Source organism: uncultured Kluyvera sp. (genome assembly GCF_902485085.1).
In the GTDB taxonomy this organism is placed as follows: domain Bacteria; phylum Pseudomonadota; class Gammaproteobacteria; order Enterobacterales; family Enterobacteriaceae; genus Kluyvera; species Kluyvera ascorbata.
The window spans coordinates 1-19,600 of the sequence record NZ_CABTJS010000176.1 but is presented as its reverse complement, the minus strand read 5'-3'; the positions used below and the strand labels follow the sequence as shown (position 1 = coordinate 19,600).

The window sequence follows — 19,600 nt, the reverse complement described above, 5'->3', positions numbered from 1 at the left end:
TCCCGATGCATCCGTAGCTCAGCTGGATAGAGTACTCGGCTACGAACCGAGCGGTCGGAGGTTCGAATCCTCCCGGATGCACCATATTCTCCGAGATGACAGTTGCGCTGTTGTTTCAAGGTCTGCGAATTTTTCGCAAGCACCAGGGAGGATAACGTTGTTTCAGCAACGGCCCGTTAGGGCGAGGCGCAGCCGAGTAATCCTCCCGGATGCACCATTCTTTGTTTTGCACGATAATTAGCTTTTCCGATGCATCCGTAGCTCAGCTGGATAGAGTACTCGGCTACGAACCGAGCGGTCGGAGGTTCGAATCCTCCCGGATGCACCATCTTCTTGAAATCTCCCTGTTATCCTTAATCTCTCACAAACCCCTCAGATTTTTTCTATCAAAAATCTTCTTCACACTTTTCTGATTGGCAACTCATTCTTTCCACTATAATTTATCTCTGATACACCCTTATTCTGGTGACCTGAGTGCAAGGAGAGAAATCCATGAAATGGTTCAAAGCAATGGCTGCGTCTTGTGCAGCGCTTCTGGTAGCTATCTCGCTGTCTGGCTGTGCGGGTTCTTCAACCAAGGAAAGTACCGGTGGTTATATCGATGATACGGTCGTGACCACGAAGGTAAAAACCGCGCTGTTCAGCGATAAACAGATTAAATCCAGCGAAATTAATGTGCAGACCTTTAAAGGTCGCGTGCAGCTCAGTGGCTTTGTGTCATCCGCTGCCGATGCAAAACGTGCGGTAGAGGTCACGCGCCAGGTTCAGGGCGTACGGGTTGTTGAAAACGACATGCAGATAAAATAACCCCGGCCAGTCACGATAACAAAGGCACCGATAAGGTGCCTTTGCCGTCTCTACGGCTATCAGCGACAATTAGCCCCTTTTGCGATAAAGTAACGTCACGTTGGCTAAGGATGAGAAGACAATGTACGAACGCTATGCTGGATTGATTTTTGATATGGATGGCACCATCCTTGATACGGAACCTACGCACCGTAAGGCGTGGCGTGAAGTGTTGGGGAAATATGGAATGCAGTTCGACGAACAGGCGATGGTTGCCCTGAACGGCTCTCCGACCTGGCGCATTGCCCAGGCGATTATTGAAAGCCATCAGGCCGATTTAGATCCTCATCTTCTCGCCCGTGAAAAAACCGCGGCGGTGAAATCGATGCTGCTGGACTCGGTCACGCCATTACCGCTTATTGAAGTGGTGAAGGAGTGGCACGGTCGTCGCCCTATGGCGGTGGGTACGGGCAGCGAAAGCGCCGTAGCTGAAGCGCTGCTCGCACATCTGGGGCTACGCAATTATTTTGCGGCCGTTGTCGCCGCCGATCACGTGAAACAGCACAAGCCAGCACCGGATACCTTTTTACTGTGCGCTGAGTTAATCGGCGTACCCCCTGAGCGCTGTGTGGTGTTTGAAGATGCCGATTTTGGCCTTCAGGCCGCGGCGGCTGCGGGAATGGATGCCGTTGACGTACGTCTGCTGTGAATGAATTTCTGGCACTAGGGTCGCTGTTTGCAAGCAGCTTCCTGAGTGCAACGCTGCTGCCGGGTAACTCCGAAGCCGTGTTGGTCGCGCTGCTGCTTTCGGGCGCGAGTAAGCCCTGGCTTCTGGTAGTAATAGCAACAATGGGTAATAGCCTTGGCGGGGCTACTAACGTTATTCTTGGTCGTTTTTTTCCATTACGCAAAACATCGCGGTGGCAGGAAAAAGCGGTGGGTTGGCTCCGACGCTACGGTGCGGCAACGCTGCTGCTGAGCTGGATGCCGGTCATCGGCGATTTGCTGTGCCTGTTGGCAGGGTGGATGCGTATTTCCTGGGGACCAGTACTCTTTTTTTTATGCCTGGGGAAAGCGTTACGTTACGTCGCAGTCGCGGCGCTGACGCTTCAGGGCATGACGTGGTGGCACTAATTGGATGGCAGGTGGAATATCGCATCTCCACGATGACAATTATGCTTAATAAAATGAATTCGACAGGCGGGAGGTCAATTTGATCCCGGACGTATCACAGGCGCTGTCCTGGCTGGAAAAACATCCTCAGGCTCTTCAGGGGATCCAGCGCGGACTTGAGCGCGAAACGCTGCGCGTTAATGCAGATGGTTCTCTGGCAACAACCGGTCATCCGGAAGCGCTAGGCGCAACCCTGACCCATAAATGGATCACCACGGACTTTGCTGAAGCCCTGCTGGAGTTTATTACTCCGGTCGATGGCGACATCGACCATATGCTGACGCTCCTGCGTGACGTGCATCGCTACACCGCACGTCAGCTGGGCGATGAACGCATGTGGCCACTGAGCATGCCTTGCTATATTGCGCCGGGTCAGGATATTGAACTGGCGCAGTACGGCACATCAAATATTGGTCGCCTGAAAACCCTGTATCGTGAAGGGTTGAAGAACCGCTATGGCGCGCTGATGCAGACAATCTCCGGCGTACACTACAACTTCTCACTGCCAATGGCATTCTGGGAAGCGAAGTGCGGTTCGCATGATAAAGAGGCGATTTCAGCCGGTTATTTCCGTCTCATTCGCAACTACTATCGCTTTGGCTGGGTAATTCCGTACCTGTTTGGCGCCTCGCCGGCAATTTGTTCTTCCTTCTTACAGGGCAAACCGACCTCGCTGCCGTTTGAGAAGACGGAATGCGGCATGTACTACCTGCCGTACGCCACCTCTCTGCGCCTGAGCGACCTTGGCTATACCAATAAATCGCAAAGCAATCTCGGAATTACGTTTAACGAATTGCACGAGTATGTGGCAGGATTGAAGCGCGCGATTAAAACGCCGTCGGAAGAGTATGCCCGTATCGGTCTTGAGAAAGACGGCAAATACCTGCAAATCAACAGCAACATTCTGCAGATTGAAAACGAGCTGTATGCGCCAATCCGTCCTAAACGTGTCACGCGCGACGGTGAAACGCCTTCCGATGCGCTGCTGCGCGGCGGTATCGAGTATATCGAAGTGCGTTCGCTCGATATCAACCCGTTCTCACCGATTGGCGTGGACGAGCAGCAGATTCGTTTCCTCGACCTGTTTATGGTCTGGTGCGTGCTGGCCGATGCGCCAGAGATGAGCAGCGACGAGCTGCTGTGTACCCGTACCAACTGGAATCGCGTGATTCTGGAAGGGCGCAAGCCGGGACTGACGCTGGGTATTGGCTGCGAAACGGCACAGTTCCCGTTGAGCAAAGTGGGTAAAGATCTGTTCCACGATCTCAAACGTGTGGCGCAGACGCTGGACGGTATGAACGGCGGTACGGAATACCAGAAAGTGTGTGACGAGCTGGTCGCGAGCTTTGATAATCCAGAATTAACCTTCTCCGCACGCATTCTGCGTTCTATGCTTGATGAGGGCATTGGTGGCACAGGTAAAGCGTTGGCGGAACAGTATCGTACGATGCTGCGTGAGGAGCCGCTGGAAATTCTGAGTGAGGAAGATTTCGCGAAGGAGCGTGATGCGTCCCGTGCGCGTCAGCAGCAGATTGAAGAGGCGGATAACGAACCGTTTGAAGCACTGCTGGCAAGACACGCCTGATACAAAAGAAAAAGGCCACATCACTGTGGCCAAAATATACATCTCTGAATCAGGGATGATGATAACAAATGCGCGTCTTTCATATATTAAGACTGGCATGGGAACAAAGAGTTCAGTTTATTTTAAAAAAAATCACATTATCCTGAAGCGGAACGCGGTGGAATGCATAAAGTTGATTCTATTCAAGTGGTTACAAACCGTTGGTGATAGAAAAAAGTGCACTACCCGGGAGCATGAAGGAGATATCGGAGGTTACGAAATGCCGTTGTTAGATAGCTTCACAGTTGATCATACCCGTATGGAAGCACCTGCCGTTCGCGTAGCGAAAAAAATGAACACGCCGCACGGTGACGCGATCACGGTTTTTGACCTGCGTTTTTGCGTACCGAACCAGGAAGTGATGCCAGAACGTGGGATCCACACGCTGGAGCACCTGTTTGCGGGCTTTATGCGTGACCATCTGAACGGTAATGGCGTTGAAATCATTGATATCTCGCCAATGGGTTGCCGTACCGGTTTCTACATGAGCCTGATCGGTACTCCGGATGAGCAGCGCGTGGCAGATGCCTGGAAAGCGGCGATGGCAGACGTACTGAAAGTGCAGGATCAAAATCAGATCCCTGAGCTGAACGTTTACCAGTGCGGGACTTATGAAATGCACTCCCTCAGCGAAGCGCAGGACATTGCGCGTCATATCATTGAACGTGACGTTCGCATCAACAGCAATGATGAGCTGGCGCTGCCAAAAGAGAAGCTGAAAGAACTGCATATTTAGTTTTGTGCGTTCAGCAAGCTGATAAAACCCGGTTCGCTCCGGGTTTTTTATTGCCCGTCGTTCAGGTTGACGACAATCGCCGTAGGCTGGATAAGACAACGCCGCCATCCGGCAATTTGCGTCGGACCGAGCGTGTGCGAATTCAAGTCAAAAAAAAGCCAGCTCGCTTGAGCTGGCTTTTTCATTAGTGGGCGCCTCCGCCCCCGCCCCCCGCCCCGAAAGGCGGTCTGGCGAACCACACCAATCCCAACAGAATGAGGAATATCCCGGCCGAAACCCAGAAGATTTCGTTGGCGGAGACAATCAGCCCTTGGTTGGTAATCTGCTGGGCAATCCAGCCGGAAGCCTGCTGTTGCGTCATCCCCATGCCCTGCAGCTGATCGTACATCTGCTGGGCGTTCGGGTTAAACGGTGTCACAGACTCCGTTAGCTGCGCGTGGTGCAGCGCCTCGCGGTTGGTCCATAGCGTCGTGGTAATCGACGTGCCGATAGAGCCTGCTAGCGTACGGGTAAAGTTCGACAGGCTCGATGCGGCCGCCAGACGCTCAGGCGGTAGCCCGGAGAGCGTGATGGTGGTCAACGGCATGAAGAAGCACGCCACGGCGAAGCCCTGAATAAACTGTGGCCAGGCCGACGCGCCGAAGTCCATCCCCGGTTCGAAGGTATAGGCGCGCCAGTAGAAACAGACGGCATACATAATAAAGCTGAAGGTGACCAGTCGGCGCATGTCCAGCTTGTGGGCAAAGCGGCCGATAATCGGCGACAGCAGGACAGGGATAACCCCGACCGGCGCTGACGCCAGGCCTGCCCAGGTTGCGGTATACCCGTAGACCTCCTGCAATAGCTGCGGCAGCAGAACAATCGCGCCGAAGTAGAGCATATAGGCAAGGCTGATACACAGACAGCCGATGGTAAAGTTTCGCGACTTAAACAACGACAGATCGACTATCGGGTTATCGTCGGTCAGCTCCCAGACAATCAGGAAGCTCAGCGATACCACCGCCACCACCGTCAGTACGACTATCTCAGTTGAGTTAAACCAGTCGAGTTCTTTACCCTGGTCGAGCATAACCTGCAGGCTACCGATACCCAGCACCAGCAGCGCCAGACCAATACCATCAATGCGTCGCTGCTCGGTCTTGGTTTCACGTCCGCGCAGGCTCTGGAGGCTTAACAGCACGACCAGCGCACCGATTGGTACGTTGATAAAGAAGATCCAGCCCCAGTGATAGTTGTCGCTGATATAGCCGCCAAGAATGGGGCCGCAAATTGGCGCCACAATCACCGTCATTGACCACAGCGCCAGCGCGACGGCGCGCTTGGCCGGCGGGTAGTTGTTGAGCAACAGGCTTTGTGACAGCGGAATAAGCGGCCCGGCAACAACCCCCTGAATCACGCGGAAGAAGATCAGCATGCCCAGGCTGTTGGATACCCCACACGCCCATGACGCAATGACAAAGGCGATGGTTGACCACAGGAACAGCTTCACCTCACCGACGCGTTTTGCCAGCCAGCCGGTAATCGGAATGGAGATGGCGTTCGCCACCCCAAACGACGTGATTACCCATGTCCCCTGACTCAGCGATGAGCCAAGGTTACCGGCGATGGTCGGGATAGCCACGTTGGCGATGGTGGAGTCCAGCACCTGCATGAAGGTGGCCAGCGACAGCGCAATGGTCATAATGACCAGTTGCGCGCCTTCCAGCGGTTTTTGCTGTTGCATTACGCGCACCCCAGCATTAGTTGGCGTTGGCCTGGACGATGTCGTTGATCAGCTTGTTAACCGGGTCGAGGCTGATTTCACGCGCGTTACTCTCGTAAACCGGGCTGGTGCGAATCTGATTAGCCAGCATCTGACCGTCGCGGTTGGAGGTGTCCACTTTCACCAGCGTAGACAGACCAATGCGCAGCGGGTGCTGTTCCAGCTGTTTTTCGTCCAGTTCGATACGTACAGGCAAGCGCTGTACTACCTTGATCCAGTTACCGGTGGCGTTCTGTGCTGGCAGCAGGGAGAAGGCGCTACCGGTACCCATATCCAGACCGACCACTTTACCGGTGTACTTCACATCATCGCCGTAAATATCGCTGACGACGGTGACCGGTTGGCCGATACGCATATGCGCAAGCTGGGTTTCTTTGAAGTTCGCGTCTACCCACAGGTTACTGGCAGGCACAACGGCCATCAGCGGCGTGGTCGGGCTAATCTGCGCGCCCGGCTGTACGGAACGACGAGAAACGTAGCCGCTCATCGGGCTGACGATTTTGGTACGCTGCAGGGCAAGCCATGCGTTACGGACTTCGGTCGCGGCCTGACGAACCGTAGGCTGATCTTCAAGTTTAGTGCCGAGGATCATCGCCTGGTTAGCGTTGTACTGTTGAATCGCTACGTCCAGAGCAGCCTGCGCGCTGGTGACGGCGTCTTTGGCGTGCTGCAGCTCTTCACGGCCAATCAGGTTGGCGTTGCCCAGCGGGATACGACGGTTAAGGTCGGTTTGCGCCTGAGCCAGCGTGGTTTTACGAATATCGATATTCGCCTGCAGCTGCTTGTTGTTGATCATCAACTGACGCATCTGGCGGACGCTTGAGGCAAGCTGAGTCTGCGCTTTCTCAAAGGCCTGCTGAGCATCGGTCTGATCGAGGGTGACCAGCACGTCGCCCTGCTTAATATAGTCGGTGTTGTCGGCCCAGACTTTGGTCACGCTGCCTGATACCTGCGACATGATTTGAACCTGGTTACCTGCCACGTAAGCGTCATCGGTTTCTTCATAATGACGCAACACCAAAAACCAGTAGCTCCCATAGGCTACGGCAATAATAACAAAGAGCAAGGTCAACAAGATGAGGGCGCGTTTACGTTTGCCTTTCTTGTTGGCGGTTTGCTGCGGGGCTTGAGTCTCCGCATTTGCGCTCATGTGATTCTCCACATTCTTATTATTTATTTCGGCTTAGCCGACCTGTTTTTCTACCAGAAAGGCCAGCAGAGATTATCTGCTGGCCTGTTCATCTGATTTTTTGGAGCGGTGGTATCAGCGCAAGGCATCCAGTACGGAACCGTCTTCTTCCATCTGATCCAGACGGGTGAGAAGCTTGCGAGTGATATGCTCAAGCTGGTCTTTCTCAGCCAGGCTCAATGAAGACCAAAGCTGATGCAGACAGTGATGCTGAGGAGGCAGAACCTCGTTCAGGAACTGATGACCTTTTTCAGTCAGCTGCAGGTGCAGGCAACGGCGGTCATTGTCGCTTTCACGGCGCTCAATCCAGCCACGTTTTTCCAGTTCATCTGCGATACGCGTGGCATTGGTGCGCGATGAGCCCAGCGCGCAGCTGAGTTCAGAAGGCTGAATACTGTGATTTTCTTGAGACTCCAGCGTGATTAGCGCCATAAACAACGTCTCGTTGATCCCCTGAGCTTTCAGCATTTTATTACGGTTGTCCAGCAGCTTGCCTTGCATGTGCATGCAAAGACGAGTGAGAAGGATCTCCTGGAAAGGGAACTCTTCGCTGCGGCTGGCGCGGAATTTCAGCATTTGTTCAATGGGCGTAAACGAACTATCCATCTGGGCATTACCTCATTAGTTACAGTCGATATAGTAACGATAGTGACAAATAAAGTAAATGAATTATTATCCGTAATTTATGCGGTTAGTCTATGACATAAAGATGCCGGATACGTATATCCGGCGTCCGCTCTTTTATTCCGCTTCCTGACGATGATAACCCCACCACCAGACCAACAGGTTGGCAGCAGCTAGCAGACCACCTGCAAGGCACACGCCCATCCAGCCAGCGTGCTGCCAGGCGGAGGCTGAAAGCAACGAACCTACCGCACCGCCGATGAAGTAACTGGTCATATAGCCTGCGGTGAGGCGGTTACGGGCATCCGGCTGTACGCGGTAGATAACCGTCTGGTTGGTGATATGTACGCCCTGTACCATCAGGTCGAGCACCAGAATCCCGATGATTAACGCGATAGCGGACGTATGCCCGTACCAGATAGCCACCCAGGAAAGCAGCAACAGTACCAGACCCCAGGTGGTAGTCAGATGCGCTTTGCCTTTATCCGCCAGCCCGCCAACCGGACGAGCGCCCAGCGCACCGGCAGCACCGGCTAAACCAAACAGGCCGATGGTGCCTTCCGAGTAGTTAAACGGCGCGCCGGAGAGCAGAAACGCCATCGACGTCCACAGAATGCTGAAGTTGGCGAAAGTCAGGCAGCCGAGCAGCGCGCGGGTGCGCAGAAGCTTGTCGCGGGCAAAGAGGCTGAAGATGGAGCCGAGCAGCTGCGGGTAGTTGAGGTGCGTCTCCTGCTTGAGCTTCGGCAGCCCGCGCCACAGCGCGAAGGCCAGCAGCACCATCAGCGCGGAGGCAACCCAGTAGACGGTGCGCCAGCCGCCAAGGCTTGCCAGCAGCCCGGCAACGGTACGTGCCAGCAGTATCCCGAGCAGCAGCCCGCTCATCACCGTACCGACCACCTTGCCGCGTTTTTCTGGTGAGGCGAGGGTCGCCGCCATCGGCACCAGTAGCTGAGCGACGACCGAGAACAGGCCGGTCAGCGCGGTGCCGAGGATCATCATGCCAAGTGAACTGCTGCTGGCGGTAATCAGCATGCCGCCAGCAGCCAGCAGGGTCATGAGGACAATAAGCGAGCGACGTTCGAACATATCGCCGAGCGGCACCAGGAACAGTAGTCCGGCAGCATAGCCAAGCTGGGCGGCGGTGACGATAAAACCGGCCTGTCCGGCGCTGAGCGAGAAATGGCGGGCGATAGTCTCCAGCAGCGGCTGGGCGTAGTAGTTACTGGCTACGGCAAGACCGGTGGCAACGGACATTAAAACGATCAAAGCCGGGCTAAGCCCGTGAGCAGGTTTAGTCATGGTATTGAGAAAGTAAGGAAAGATGGGGTCGATAATAACGAAAGGTGTGGGGGAGGGGGAAAATGATGCGTAGCGGATTGTGCTTTTTGGTGGACGTCGTGCTTTCCCGGCGTCGCGTTGCTCGGCCGGGCTACATTATATTGGTAGCCCGGCCGAGGCGTTCACGCCGACTCCGGGGTCGGCGTAACGGCTAATTTACTTCTGCGCGGCCAGCGCCTCTTTCACCCAACCATCAAACACCTGCTGGTGGGCCTGGATCCAGCCATCTACCTGACCCTGCACGTCCGCTTCAGACGCTTTACCATCATGCATCATCGCGTTCTGGGCATTAATGTCGGACAGCGGCAGTTTCATAATGGCAAACAGCTTCGCCGCAGCCGGGTTCTTCTCGGCCCAGGCTTTGTTAGCCACAATGTGCATTGTGCTGACCGGGAAACCGTAGTTTGCGCCGTTAGACAGCTTAGTATCAATGTTTTTCTGCACGCCTGGCAGGGAAGAGAACGGTACCTGCAGCCAGACGACATCTTTACCCGGCTTCAGTACGTCGCTGACCCAGTAAGGTGTCCAGGTGTAGTACAGAATCGGCTTACCTTCTTTAAAGCGGGTGATGGTATCGGCCATCATCGCCGCATAGTTACCCTGGTTGTGATCGACTGATTTAGTCAGATCATAGGCCTCCAGCTGGTGGTTAATCACCGCTTCACAGCCCCAGCCAGGGTTACAACCGGTGAGGTCGGCTTTGCCGTTACCGTTGGTGTCAAACAGCTTGGCAATCTTAGGGTCTTTAAGCTGAGCAATGTTGGTGATGTGGTATTGATCGGCGGTTTTTTTATCGATCAGATAGCCCTGCGCTGCGCCGTTGACCAACGTGCCTTCGCGATAGAATTTCTTGTCACCACCGGCGGCGGCGTACATGTCATCATGCAGCGGGATCCAGTTGACGGCGGTGAAGGTGGCATCGCCAGCGGCCAGCGAGGTGTAAGCCACGTTGTAGTCGACTTCGTTTGGCTTATCGACGGTGTAGCCCAGTTTTTCCAGCGCGCGGCTCACCAGCAGGGTCTGGAAGGTTTCTTCAGAAAGGGTGCTCTGTACCGGCTGGACGGTAATGCCTTTCCCTGGGAGGTCGGCGGCGAAAGCGCTGGCCGAAACCAGCGTAGTGAAAGCGGTAGCTAAGACGAATGAGTGTCGCATCGTTGTTCCTTTAATAGTGATTGTTGCGGAGCATTGGCCCGACGCCTGCCGGGCCAATACGATGGTTACTTAGAGAAGGGGCGCATCAGCAGGCCGACCGGGCCGGTATTGAACCAGCGACGATTGCCTTTGCTGCGAGAATCGCGGCCTACGGCCTGGGTCAGACGGTCGAGGATAATGGCGAGGATAACAATCCCTACGCCGCCCACGGTGGCAAGACCCATATCAAGACGACCGATACCGCGCAGCACCATCTGGCCCAGACCGCCGACGGCGATCATCGAGGCGATAACCACCATCGACAGCGCCAGCATCAGCGTTTGGTTAACACCGGCCATAATGGTCGGCATCGCCAACGGCAGCTGCACTTTAAACAGCATCTGGCGCGGGCTGGCACCGAATGAGCGCGAGGCTTCGATAAGGTCGGCCGGCACCTGGTTAATCCCGAGAATGGTCAGACGCACAATCGGCGGCAGGGCAAAGATAATGGTCACCACCACCCCCGGTACGTTACCGATACCGAACAGCATGACAATCGGCACCAGATAAACGAACGCCGGAGTCGTCTGCATCGCATCGAGCAGCGGCCGGATAATCTTCGACGCCCGCGGGCTGCGCGCCAGCCATATGCCAAGCGGTAGGCCTATCAACACGCAGAACAGCAGCGCGGTGAGCACCAGCGCCAGGGTAATCATCGCCTGCGACCAGGCACCGATAGCACCGATAGCAATCAGTGAAATCAGCGTCGCAACGCCCATACCGACGCTGGAGATCTGCCAGGCAATCAGGGCGAAAATAATAATCGCCACCGGCGCAGGCATCCCTAACAGCAACTGCTGGAAGGCACTCAGGATGTAGTCGACGGGCACACGAATGCCCTGGAACACCGGACGGAAGTGCGTTACCACCCAGTCGATTCCTTCCGTCACCCAGCTATCGAGCGGGATCAGCGTCTTATGGAACGGGTCCATAATGTTGAAGTGTTCCGCCTGCGGTGCGGGCGCGCTGTGCAGCCAGTCTGCGCCGCCGCCGGAAGGGGCGGATGCCGGTGAACCCCAGGCATCGGCGGAGTTTGCCGCGCTATCGGCGGCCGGTGTGGTATCCCACGGATTAGATTGATCAGCCATTGTTGTTTACCCCCTCGCGATCTAATGCCTGTAGCAGCATTCTTTTTGAAATAACGCCGACATACTGCTGTTCTTCTCCAACAACCGGTACGGCGCAGGGTGCATGACCCACGTGAGAGAGCAATTCGCTGAGCGGCGTCTGGGCATCAACGGCCAGCGGCTCGTCAATTAATGCCGCCTCGATTCCCTGATTCGCCTTTAAGGCTTCTTTCAATGAATCGATGGACACAATGCCAACAAACTTATTACCGCGTTCGATGACGTAACCATATTCACGGTCATCATCCTGTAATAATTTCAGTGCCGAACGAGGACCGAAACCCGGCGTTTTACGGATAAGGCCATCCGGATTACGGCGGGCAATATCTTTGGCGCTAAATACCTGACTAATATCCACGCCGCGGAAGAAGGTGCGGACATAATCATTGGCCGGGTTATTCAGAATTTCATCAGGCGTGCCGACCTGTACCACTTCACCATTTTGCATAATGGCAATACGGTCGCCAATTCGCATCGCTTCATCGAGGTCATGGGAAATAAAGACCACGGTACGCTGATGTTTCGCCTGTAATTTTACCAGCTCATCCTGCATCTCAGTGCGGATTAATGGGTCGAGCGCCGAAAAGGCCTCATCCATTAATAGAATGTCGGGATTGATGGCAAGCGCGCGGGCTAGACCGACACGCTGACGCATACCGCCGGAGAGTTCGTCCGGGTAGCCATGAGCGTAATTCTCAAGACCTACCTGACGCAGCGCGTCCAGCGCTTTCTCCTGGCGTTCCTGTGCGGGAACACCGGCCAGATCCATACCAAAGGCGGTATTATCCAGTACGCTCATATGCGGCATTAGCGCAAAGGACTGGAATACCATCGCGATTTTTTTACGGCGAACTTCACGCAGCTCGGCATCGGATATTTTGGCAATATCGATACCGTCTATCAGCACCTGACCACGTGTGGGCTCTATCAGACGATTGAGAAGGCGTACCATGGTGGATTTGCCGGAGCCGGATAACCCCATGATGACAAATATCTCGCCTTCTTCAATGGCCAGACTGGCGTCTTTAACGCCAAGTGATAATCCTGTTTTATCGAGAATTTGCTCTTTGGTAAAACCTTTCTCGATATATTTAAATGCTCGCTGTGGGTGCTCGCCGAATATTTTATAAAGATTCTTAACTTCTAATTTAACTGCCATGCAATATGCGATTTCCTGTTTTTAGTTTATGTCGATATGCTACCTGATGAGAATAATGACCTGTTTATACCCTAGCATACTGAGACGATGTGACAACCCTCAATCCGGTTTCACTCGAAATAATCCGAAGGGTGATATTGCCGTCATTTCCCATGATATAAGGGCTGAGGGCGAATTGAGGATTATTGAATTTTTTATGAATTTCGTTATGAAATTTGGTTGAGGTCTAAAAAATCGTATGAATATTGTCTGAAAATCCACAGGTGAATTCAGGCTGATATTTGTATGATGATGGTGATTTTTTAAGAAATATCCGGGTAATAATCAGGGTGATATTTGGCAGGGAAACGGAGAATGACGGTGGAAAATAAGTGCCCGCAAATAGCGAATATTTGCGGGCATTTTTTAACTACATGCGCATACTGACGGCCAGGCGATTAAAGGCGTTCATCAGGCTGATGGCGAAGGTCATGTCGCTAATCTGCTCGGCGCTGAAATGGCTGAGCAGCGGCTGATAAACGCTGTCTTCGGCGCGGTTTTCGGCAATGTGGGTCAAATCTTCTGCCCAGGCCAGCGCCGCACGCTCGGCATCGCTGAAGTGATGACTCACTCGCCATCCTGCCAGCGCATCCAGCTTCACCTGATCGACGCCAGATTTACGCAGCGCTTTGCTATGCATCTCCAGGCAGAAGGCGCAGCCGTTAATCTGCGACACGCGCAGGTAAAGTAGTTCCAGAAGGGGACGCTCCAGCGAGCTTTTTTCCAGCGCCATGCTGGCCTGAACCAGCCCGGCGTAGACGTTTGGGCTCAGTTCACTATAGGGTTGGCGTAATGCAGTCATGTTGTCACTCCTCGTTCAAGATGGGACAAAAATAGCACTATAATGGTCTTAAAAAGATAGCCATATTTGGAGTAAAAAATAAGACCATGAAACCGAGCGGCGTACCACGCTATCAGCAGATTGCCAGAGAGCTGAAAGCGGCGATTGAACAGGGCGAACTGAAGGCGGGCAGGCGCTTACCCTCCAGCCGGGTCTATGCACAAGAGCTTGGCGTCTCAAGGGTGACGGTGGAAAACGCCTACGGTGAGCTGGTGGCGCAAGGCTGGCTGGAACGCCGTGGGCAGTCGGGCACGTTTGTAAGCGATCACTTAACCCTTGAGCCCGTGACCGCCAAGCCACTGGGGTTTGGTGGCGAGCATTTCCAGCCGCAGCCTTTCCAGCTTGGCCTTCCCGCGCTGGATCTCTTTCCTCGTGGCCTATGGGCGCGGGTGATGGGGCACCGGCTACGCACGCAAACCCGTTTCTGCCTGGCTCTGGGGGACGTTTGCGGCGAACTGTTGCTGCGCCAGGCCATTGTGGAATATCTCAGGCTCTCCCGCAGCATAGAGTGCGAGGCCGAACAGGTGTTTATCACCTCTGGCTATGCGGCTTCTATGGGGCTTATATTGCAGGCGCTGGAAGCGCGCGGGGAGGGTATGTGGATGGAAGACCCCGGGTTTCCGCTGATTCGTCCGGTTATTGAACAACAGGGCGTCACGCTGCACCCGGTGACGGTTGATGATGAGGGAATGAACGTTGAATGGATAACGCAGCACCCTACGACCGCCCGTTTTGCGCTGCTGACGCCGGCTCATCAAAGCCCGACCGGGGTCGCGCTCTCGCTTCCACGCCGTCGACAGCTACTGGATTGGGCCGCGCACCATGACGCGTGGATCATTGAAGATGATTATGACAGCGAGTTTCGCTATCAAGGCAAGCCGCTGCCGCCGCTCAAAAGCCTGGACGCGCCGCAGCGGGTGATTTACGCCGGTACGTTCAGCAAGTCGCTGTTCCCGGCGCTACGGACAGCCTGGCTGGTGGTGCCGCTGCCGCTGGTGGCGGCATTTCGTCGTCAGGCGCAGCGGCTGGCCTGCCCGGTACCGGTGTTGTGCCAGCAGACGCTGGCCGACTTTTTGCGCGAAGGGCATTTCTGGCGGCATCTGAAGAAAATGCGCGTTCACTATGCCGAGCGTCGGCGCTGGCTGGAAACCGCATTGCGAACAGAGGGTTTTCAGGTGCTGGAGCAGTTAGGCGGTATTCAGCTGGTGGTCACGGTAGAGGGAGACGATCGCGCGATGGCCCGGCGGGCGCGACAAGCCGGGCTGGCAGTGCAGGCGGTGAACGACTGGCGAATCCACCCGCGCGGTAAGGCTGGGCTTATCATGAGCTTTACCAATATTGTGTCGCAGCAGATGGCCGATGCGCAGGTGGCGGCGTTGAAGGCGGCGATAAAATAAAAACCCCGGAGTATCAGAGACACCCCGGGGGAGACGCGTTTTTATTATCTACATCGTTGTGATTATATTATCGACGACTGCCTAATAATACGCCAATAAAAATCCCCACCGCCGCGGCAGCGCTCACACTTTGCCAGGGTTTATCGCGAATATAGTCATCAGCGCTGCCAGCAACGTCACAGACGCTTTGCTGTAAACGGTTGCGACCGTGCATGCGCGCGCGCGTTTCGCTTAGCAGCTTTTTCGCATTGTGGCGGACGGCCTCAATTTCGTCTTTGTCGTCGCTGGCCCAGCTCTTGATAATGCCCTCAAGGCTATCGGCTAATTGGCTGACGTCGTTATGAATATCCTGAACTTCATCATCAGCATTGTTGCGATTAAGTGATTTAAACATGGCGTTCTCCACAAAATTAGATGGAGCGTTAAGTGTAGGTCACCTGACATAAATTGCCGGATATTATCCAGTTTCTGGAATTATCTGAAAGCGAGGCGAATACTGATTACGGTAAGGTGGCGATGCAGTAAAAGATGACGAGGATAAAATATGTATTTACGACCTGATGAGGTGGCGCGCGTTCTTGAAAAAGCGGGCTTTACCATGGATGCGGTAACCCCAAAAGCATACGGCTATCGCCGTGGCGAGAATTATGTGTACGTCAACCGCGAAGCGCGAATGGGGCGCACGGCGCTGATCATTCATCCGGCGCTGAAAGATCGCAGTAACAAATATGCCGAGCCGGCTTCCGATATTAAAGCCTGCGATCACTACGCAGAGTTTCCGCTCTATTTAGGCGGTGAAGTTGAGCAGCATTACGGTATCCCGCACGGTTTTAGTTCACGTATGGCGTTAGAGCGCTTTTTAGATGGGCTGTTTGGCGAGAAACGGTAAATAAGTGACTGGCTGAGCGTAGCCAGTCACTTATATCAATACGATTATGCTTTTGCCTGTGTGTACTGTTCCACGCGGAACAGACGACGGCAGAAATCCAGGAAATAGCCGTACGCGGCACCCATCACCAGCGATATGACGGCGTTAGAACTGACCGCCGCCAGAATCTGGTGCCAGTCGGCACCCACGCTCAGCAGAATAAGTACATATACCGGCGACTGGAAGGTGACATAAGCCAACGGGTCCGCCACGCGTTTTACCCAACCCGCCGGGCTAATGCGAGCCGCCTGTCGCATAATAAAATCGCGATAAATACCGTACGGCCACGCAATAATAATGTTGACCGGGATAGCAACCAGACGCGATGAAAGTGACTGCTCAAAGGTCATTCCTGAGAGAAATATTTCAATCATCATGTTCACGACGGAACAGTAGACAACCATGGCGAAAGTGTCTGCTGCCGCATGACGCAGGCGTGACTGCGCAGAGAACATCGGTATGCTCCTCGAAAATGAACGGTTAATACAGAAAGTGGTCTGTTTTATGGCGTTTTGGTTTGGTTTAATTGACGTGTATAGATTATCCATCTGGATTGGAACAAACAACTAGTGAAATATTTTTATTTAATGCTCTTTTGTCAATAAAATGCTCTGTTATTGATTGTTTTCTGTTTGCCGCGCTATTTTTGTTTTCATTGTCTATTTTTTATAAATAAATCATTGAGTTATTGTTTGTTTCGCAATGGTGAAAAAGGATGAGAAATAGTGCTAACCATGGCGTAAGTGAGGCAATGCTGATTTTTATGTGAATAGGGTCACATTCAGCGTTTTTATCCGATAAAAAGCCGATCTTTTAGCGTTTAGTTCTGAGTGAAGTATGTGGAAGGTATGCGGAATTTATGGGTAACTATTCATTTCGTCAGGAAGGATGCGGTGAGCCATGCCCACCGCAGTCAACGTTAGCAAACGCCAAAGTCGCCTTCTTCACTATACGGCGCAACGTCCGCCGCTTTTAGCGTGTACTGCTTGCCGTTTTCATCATTGGCCTGTACTGCCACGATGCTGTCTTCATGTACTTCAATGACTTTTAATTTTGGTCCGCCCATTTTGGGTTGAACCAGAGAGCCAGGTGCAAACATCTCAGGTGCTCCTTTGTTATTGAGTTCTTATACGCCGCTGGTGGATGAGCGCCGATTCCACGGCATCACCGCCAGCAGTCGCGCCATGCCGCAAAAGCCGGTCACTCCCGCAAAGGTTAAACCTGCACCGACAAAGGCGCTGAGCAGGAAGAACGCGCTGGAGAGGCTATATCCGAGCACGACGCCCAGTAAAATTAGCACGCCTGCGGCAATCTGTACCTGGCGCATTAGGGGTAGGGGCTGCGATTTATCCACTGTGGTGGCGAGGCCGGCCTGACGCCAGGCTTCAATACCGCCCGCGAGGAGTTTGACCTGCGCCGGGGCTGCGGCGGCTATCAACCGGTTCAGGTTGTTGCGCGCGCGATTACCGGACTGGCAGTGGAAAATAATGACTGCGTCGTCATTGGCGGTAAGCGTGACGCCTTGTTCTATTTTACCCAGCGGCAACAAACGAGCGGCGGGAATATGTTCACGAGCGTACTCGTCGGGGTCGCGAATATCGACGAGCATAGCGCCTTGCTCAATCAGCGCAAGGGCCGCTTGTGGGGTGATCTCTTCAACGGTCATTCAACTTCCCTCTTCAGGGCAATAGACGGCTTTTAATGTGGCAACAATTTGCCTCACCGCCTCGTTGCGGATGGAATAGTGGATACGCTGCGCGTCGCGCTGGCTGTCAATCAGCCCCTCTTCACGCATGCGTGCCAGGTGCTGCGAGGTAGCGGATGGGCTTAGGCCGCTGGCAGTAGCTAACTCACCGGCGCTGATACCGGGCGCATCGCAAAGCATGCAGAGGATCAGCAGACGGTTGGGGTTGCTCATCGCTTTCAGCAGCGCGGCGGCTTCACCGGCGCGTGTTTTCAGGAGTTTGCTGTCATTCATAGTTATTTTAGTATTTTCTTAATTAAGTAAACTCTAAACTAACGAGCAGGCTTTTACCAGTTAAACGTTCAGCTTGTTAATGAACATGTTGAATTATGTGTGAGTGGTCTAAAAAATCTGGAGCAAGGAAAAAACGGAGATAGGAATATTCTTAGTTTGACTTAAGGAAACCGCATTTTATGTGATAAAAAAAGAACAGCGATATGCATGTGGTGGTTAATTTCGTTAAATTTACGCTGATAATGTTGCAATAAACCTCTGCTGCTGAAGATTGAATGTGTTTTCTTTTCTGATTTTGGGCAACATAAATTCATGGTTTTTTATTTTTATTTATACGGTGCAAATACTTTTACGGCTATTTCACTAAACAATAATTTTGCATCGCGAATTAATGAGCATACTATATGTGCAGTATATCTAATGAATTAATTATCATTGATTGCTAATTGGGTAATAAATATTTAATGGCTTCTGTTTGTATGCGTTAAACAGAGCTGAGATTGCGCATTAAATACCCTGCGGATGGAATGAATACATTATAAACATGGAGGATATGATGGCTGTAAGGTCGGTGGGTCATATTTTGAACCGGACTTTCGGCTTAAATATAAGTTTAATCGAGAACGATTATGAATACACAATTCCGCATTATGGCGTGCATCGTTGCTGCATTAGTTTCTGGCGCGGCTGGCGCTGCAACCGCCTCCACATCGGGTGCGCAGGGGGCTGGTGGACAGGTCAACTTTAAAGGCACCATCACGGATGCTTCCTGCAACGTGGATGCCGATAGCAAAGGACAGGATGTCGACCTTGGTACCTGGGATAAAAGCTATCTTAGCGCTGCGGGTACTGAAACGACAAAAACAGCCTTCCATATCAAAGTGGCCGATTGCCCTGATTCGGTAAAGCAAGTATCCGTTCTATTTGATGGTCAGAAGGACCAACAGATGCCAGAACTGCTTGCGGTGACGTCCGGCGCGACCGGTGTGGGTATCAAACTGTACGAAGACGACCAAACCAGTAAAGTTACGCTGGGCACAGCATCTAAAAAGCAAAATGTGGTTGCCGATTCCCAAGGGACGGGTTCAGCCGACCTGAAGTTCTACGCTGACTATATGTCTACCGGCGCGGCGATTACCGCCGGTCAGGCAAACGGCGTTGCTGATTTCAATATGGTTTACAACTAATAAAACCGAGAGCAGAAGGCGACTTCTGCTCTTTTTTCGTCCTGGAACGTTGGGTATTCCCATGAATCGATTGATTGCGAGCATCGCTCTTTCTTTATTTATTGTCTCGGCTACGGCGCATGCGGGAATTGTCATGGGCGGTACTCGCGTAATATATGAAGAAGGTAAGCGAGAAGCCTCTATTTCGGTAACCAATGCCGACGGTAATACGCCTTATTTAGTGCAGTCGTGGGTTGAAAATTATTCTGCGAGTGATAAGTCTCAGCCACCGTTTATTGTTACGCCACCGCTGTTTCGCCTCGACCCGGAACAGAAAAACGTTCTGCGTATAAATTTTACCGGTAGTCGTCTGCCTGCCGATCGTGAATCTGTTTTCTGGCTGAATGTGAAAAGTATCGCACCATCGGTAATGACTCCAACTTACTGATAGTGTTTTATGTTCAGATAATGCCCGATGACCTTGTCATGCAGCTCCACCGATTTTGAGAACGACAGCGACTTCCGTCCCAGCCGTGCCAGGT

The 19,600-nt window shown here is 53.1% G+C and carries 23 protein-coding genes, 2 tRNA genes and 1 pseudogene; 11 read left to right on the top strand and 15 right to left on the bottom strand.

All coding sequences use genetic code 11. The features are described 5' to 3' along the window. The first annotated feature begins 7 nt into the window (after positions 1 to 7). The 7 genes from RDN66_RS21825 to luxS all read left to right on the top strand — a co-directional run bounded on the left by RDN66_RS21825 (position 8) and on the right by luxS (position 4,319). Positions 8 to 84, top strand: a tRNA-Arg gene (locus tag RDN66_RS21825). Between the two features lie 167 nt (positions 85 to 251). Next, positions 252 to 328, top strand: a tRNA-Arg gene (locus tag RDN66_RS21820). A gap of 164 nt (positions 329 to 492) precedes the next feature. Continuing rightward, on the top strand, positions 493 to 807 hold the full coding sequence (locus RDN66_RS21815) for a BON domain-containing protein (protein ID WP_035897502.1): 315 nt from the start codon (positions 493 to 495) through the stop codon (positions 805 to 807). A 121-nt stretch (positions 808 to 928) separates the two neighbouring features. Continuing rightward, entirely contained in the window at positions 929 to 1,495 is a 567-nt protein-coding gene (gene yqaB, locus RDN66_RS21810) for a fructose-1-phosphate/6-phosphogluconate phosphatase (protein ID WP_202217329.1), read from the top strand. Next, the gene (locus RDN66_RS21805) at positions 1,492 to 1,920 is read left to right on the top strand and encodes a YqaA family protein (RefSeq protein WP_035897507.1); all 429 of its coding nucleotides are present in this window, start codon (positions 1,492 to 1,494) and stop codon (positions 1,918 to 1,920) included. The genes yqaB and RDN66_RS21805 overlap by 4 nt, the downstream gene beginning before the upstream one ends. A gap of 79 nt (positions 1,921 to 1,999) precedes the next feature. Beyond that, a complete protein-coding gene (gene gshA, locus RDN66_RS21800) occupies positions 2,000 to 3,544 on the top strand; it encodes a glutamate--cysteine ligase (protein ID WP_202217330.1) in 1,545 nt (514 codons plus the stop codon). A 259-nt stretch (positions 3,545 to 3,803) separates the two neighbouring features. Next, positions 3,804 to 4,319, top strand: coding sequence for an S-ribosylhomocysteine lyase (luxS, locus tag RDN66_RS21795; RefSeq protein ID WP_035897511.1), 516 nt, complete (start codon positions 3,804 to 3,806; stop codon positions 4,317 to 4,319). Between the two features lie 47 nt (positions 4,320 to 4,366). On the opposite strand, the gene RDN66_RS21790 is transcribed toward luxS, so the two are convergent. From RDN66_RS21790 to RDN66_RS21750, 9 genes are all read right to left on the bottom strand, one after another. After that, on the bottom strand, positions 4,367 to 4,504 hold the full coding sequence (locus RDN66_RS21790; RefSeq protein WP_202217331.1) for a hypothetical protein: 138 nt from the start codon (positions 4,502 to 4,504) through the stop codon (positions 4,367 to 4,369). Continuing rightward, positions 4,504 to 6,042, bottom strand: a complete 1,539-nt coding sequence (gene emrB, locus RDN66_RS21785) for a multidrug efflux MFS transporter permease subunit EmrB (protein ID WP_035897513.1) — start codon at positions 6,040 to 6,042, stop codon at positions 4,504 to 4,506. The genes RDN66_RS21790 and emrB overlap by 1 nt, the downstream gene beginning before the upstream one ends. Before the next feature lie 16 nt (positions 6,043 to 6,058). After that, complete coding sequence (emrA, locus tag RDN66_RS21780; RefSeq protein WP_115073740.1) at positions 6,059 to 7,231, bottom strand: multidrug efflux MFS transporter periplasmic adaptor subunit EmrA; 1,173 nt, start codon at positions 7,229 to 7,231, stop codon at positions 6,059 to 6,061. Between the two features lie 114 nt (positions 7,232 to 7,345). After that, complete coding sequence (gene mprA, locus RDN66_RS21775) at positions 7,346 to 7,876, bottom strand: transcriptional repressor MprA (protein WP_035894612.1); 531 nt, start codon at positions 7,874 to 7,876, stop codon at positions 7,346 to 7,348. Positions 7,877 to 8,011: 135 nt separating this feature from the next. Further along, positions 8,012 to 9,193: an MFS transporter gene (locus RDN66_RS21770; RefSeq protein ID WP_202217333.1), complete on the bottom strand. Its 1,182-nt coding sequence runs from the start codon at positions 9,191 to 9,193 to the stop codon at positions 8,012 to 8,014. A 195-nt stretch (positions 9,194 to 9,388) separates the two neighbouring features. Next, entirely contained in the window at positions 9,389 to 10,384 is a 996-nt protein-coding gene (proX, locus tag RDN66_RS21765; RefSeq protein WP_035894614.1) for a glycine betaine/L-proline ABC transporter substrate-binding protein ProX, read from the bottom strand. A gap of 65 nt (positions 10,385 to 10,449) precedes the next feature. Then, the gene (gene proW / locus RDN66_RS21760; RefSeq protein WP_035894615.1) at positions 10,450 to 11,511 is read right to left on the bottom strand and encodes a glycine betaine/L-proline ABC transporter permease ProW; all 1,062 of its coding nucleotides are present in this window, start codon (positions 11,509 to 11,511) and stop codon (positions 10,450 to 10,452) included. Next, positions 11,504 to 12,709: a glycine betaine/L-proline ABC transporter ATP-binding protein ProV gene (proV, locus tag RDN66_RS21755; RefSeq protein WP_035894616.1), complete on the bottom strand. Its 1,206-nt coding sequence runs from the start codon at positions 12,707 to 12,709 to the stop codon at positions 11,504 to 11,506. The genes proW and proV overlap by 8 nt, the downstream gene beginning before the upstream one ends. A gap of 409 nt (positions 12,710 to 13,118) precedes the next feature. Further along, positions 13,119 to 13,550, bottom strand: coding sequence for a carboxymuconolactone decarboxylase family protein (locus RDN66_RS21750; protein ID WP_035894617.1), 432 nt, complete (start codon positions 13,548 to 13,550; stop codon positions 13,119 to 13,121). 86 nt (positions 13,551 to 13,636) lie between these two features. Here RDN66_RS21750 and RDN66_RS21745 point away from each other — a divergent pair, with 86 nt between their 5' ends. Continuing rightward, positions 13,637 to 14,986, top strand: coding sequence for a PLP-dependent aminotransferase family protein (locus tag RDN66_RS21745; protein ID WP_202217334.1), 1,350 nt, complete (start codon positions 13,637 to 13,639; stop codon positions 14,984 to 14,986). A 67-nt stretch (positions 14,987 to 15,053) separates the two neighbouring features. Here the strand turns inward: RDN66_RS21745 and RDN66_RS21740 are convergent, their stop codons facing one another. Continuing rightward, positions 15,054 to 15,380 carry a DUF883 family protein gene (locus RDN66_RS21740; RefSeq protein WP_202217335.1) on the bottom strand — a complete coding sequence of 109 codons (327 nt, stop codon included), beginning with the start codon at positions 15,378 to 15,380 and terminating at the stop codon, positions 15,054 to 15,056. A 150-nt stretch (positions 15,381 to 15,530) separates the two neighbouring features. Between RDN66_RS21740 and RDN66_RS21735 the strand changes: the two genes are divergently transcribed. Then, a complete protein-coding gene (locus RDN66_RS21735; RefSeq protein ID WP_035894620.1) occupies positions 15,531 to 15,875 on the top strand; it encodes a DUF2002 family protein in 345 nt (114 codons plus the stop codon). Between the two features lie 44 nt (positions 15,876 to 15,919). Here the strand turns inward: RDN66_RS21735 and RDN66_RS21730 are convergent, their stop codons facing one another. From RDN66_RS21730 to RDN66_RS21715, 4 genes are all read right to left on the bottom strand, one after another. Continuing rightward, on the bottom strand, positions 15,920 to 16,369 hold the full coding sequence (locus RDN66_RS21730) for an L-alanine exporter AlaE (protein ID WP_035894622.1): 450 nt from the start codon (positions 16,367 to 16,369) through the stop codon (positions 15,920 to 15,922). A 464-nt stretch (positions 16,370 to 16,833) separates the two neighbouring features. Next, positions 16,834 to 17,013, bottom strand: a complete 180-nt coding sequence (locus RDN66_RS21725) for a hypothetical protein (protein ID WP_035894623.1) — start codon at positions 17,011 to 17,013, stop codon at positions 16,834 to 16,836. A gap of 27 nt (positions 17,014 to 17,040) precedes the next feature. Continuing rightward, the gene (locus RDN66_RS21720) at positions 17,041 to 17,580 is read right to left on the bottom strand and encodes a rhodanese family protein (protein ID WP_202217336.1); all 540 of its coding nucleotides are present in this window, start codon (positions 17,578 to 17,580) and stop codon (positions 17,041 to 17,043) included. Further along, positions 17,581 to 17,892 carry a helix-turn-helix transcriptional regulator gene (locus RDN66_RS21715; protein WP_202217337.1) on the bottom strand — a complete coding sequence of 104 codons (312 nt, stop codon included), beginning with the start codon at positions 17,890 to 17,892 and terminating at the stop codon, positions 17,581 to 17,583. It lies immediately after the preceding gene. Between the two features lie 629 nt (positions 17,893 to 18,521). Here RDN66_RS21715 and RDN66_RS21710 point away from each other — a divergent pair. Beyond that, positions 18,522 to 19,079 (top strand): fimbrial protein, encoded by a 558-nt coding sequence (locus RDN66_RS21710; protein WP_035894626.1) that lies wholly within the window; start codon positions 18,522 to 18,524, stop codon positions 19,077 to 19,079. Between the two features lie 61 nt (positions 19,080 to 19,140). Continuing rightward, positions 19,141 to 19,485 (top strand): annotated as a pseudogene (locus RDN66_RS21705) (molecular chaperone); the annotation flags it as partial. Positions 19,486 to 19,499: 14 nt separating this feature from the next. Here RDN66_RS21705 and RDN66_RS21700 read toward each other — a convergent pair. Beyond that, a partial coding sequence (locus RDN66_RS21700; RefSeq protein ID WP_000641146.1) for an IS1 family transposase occupies positions 19,500 to 19,600 on the bottom strand: 101 nt, incomplete at its 5' end.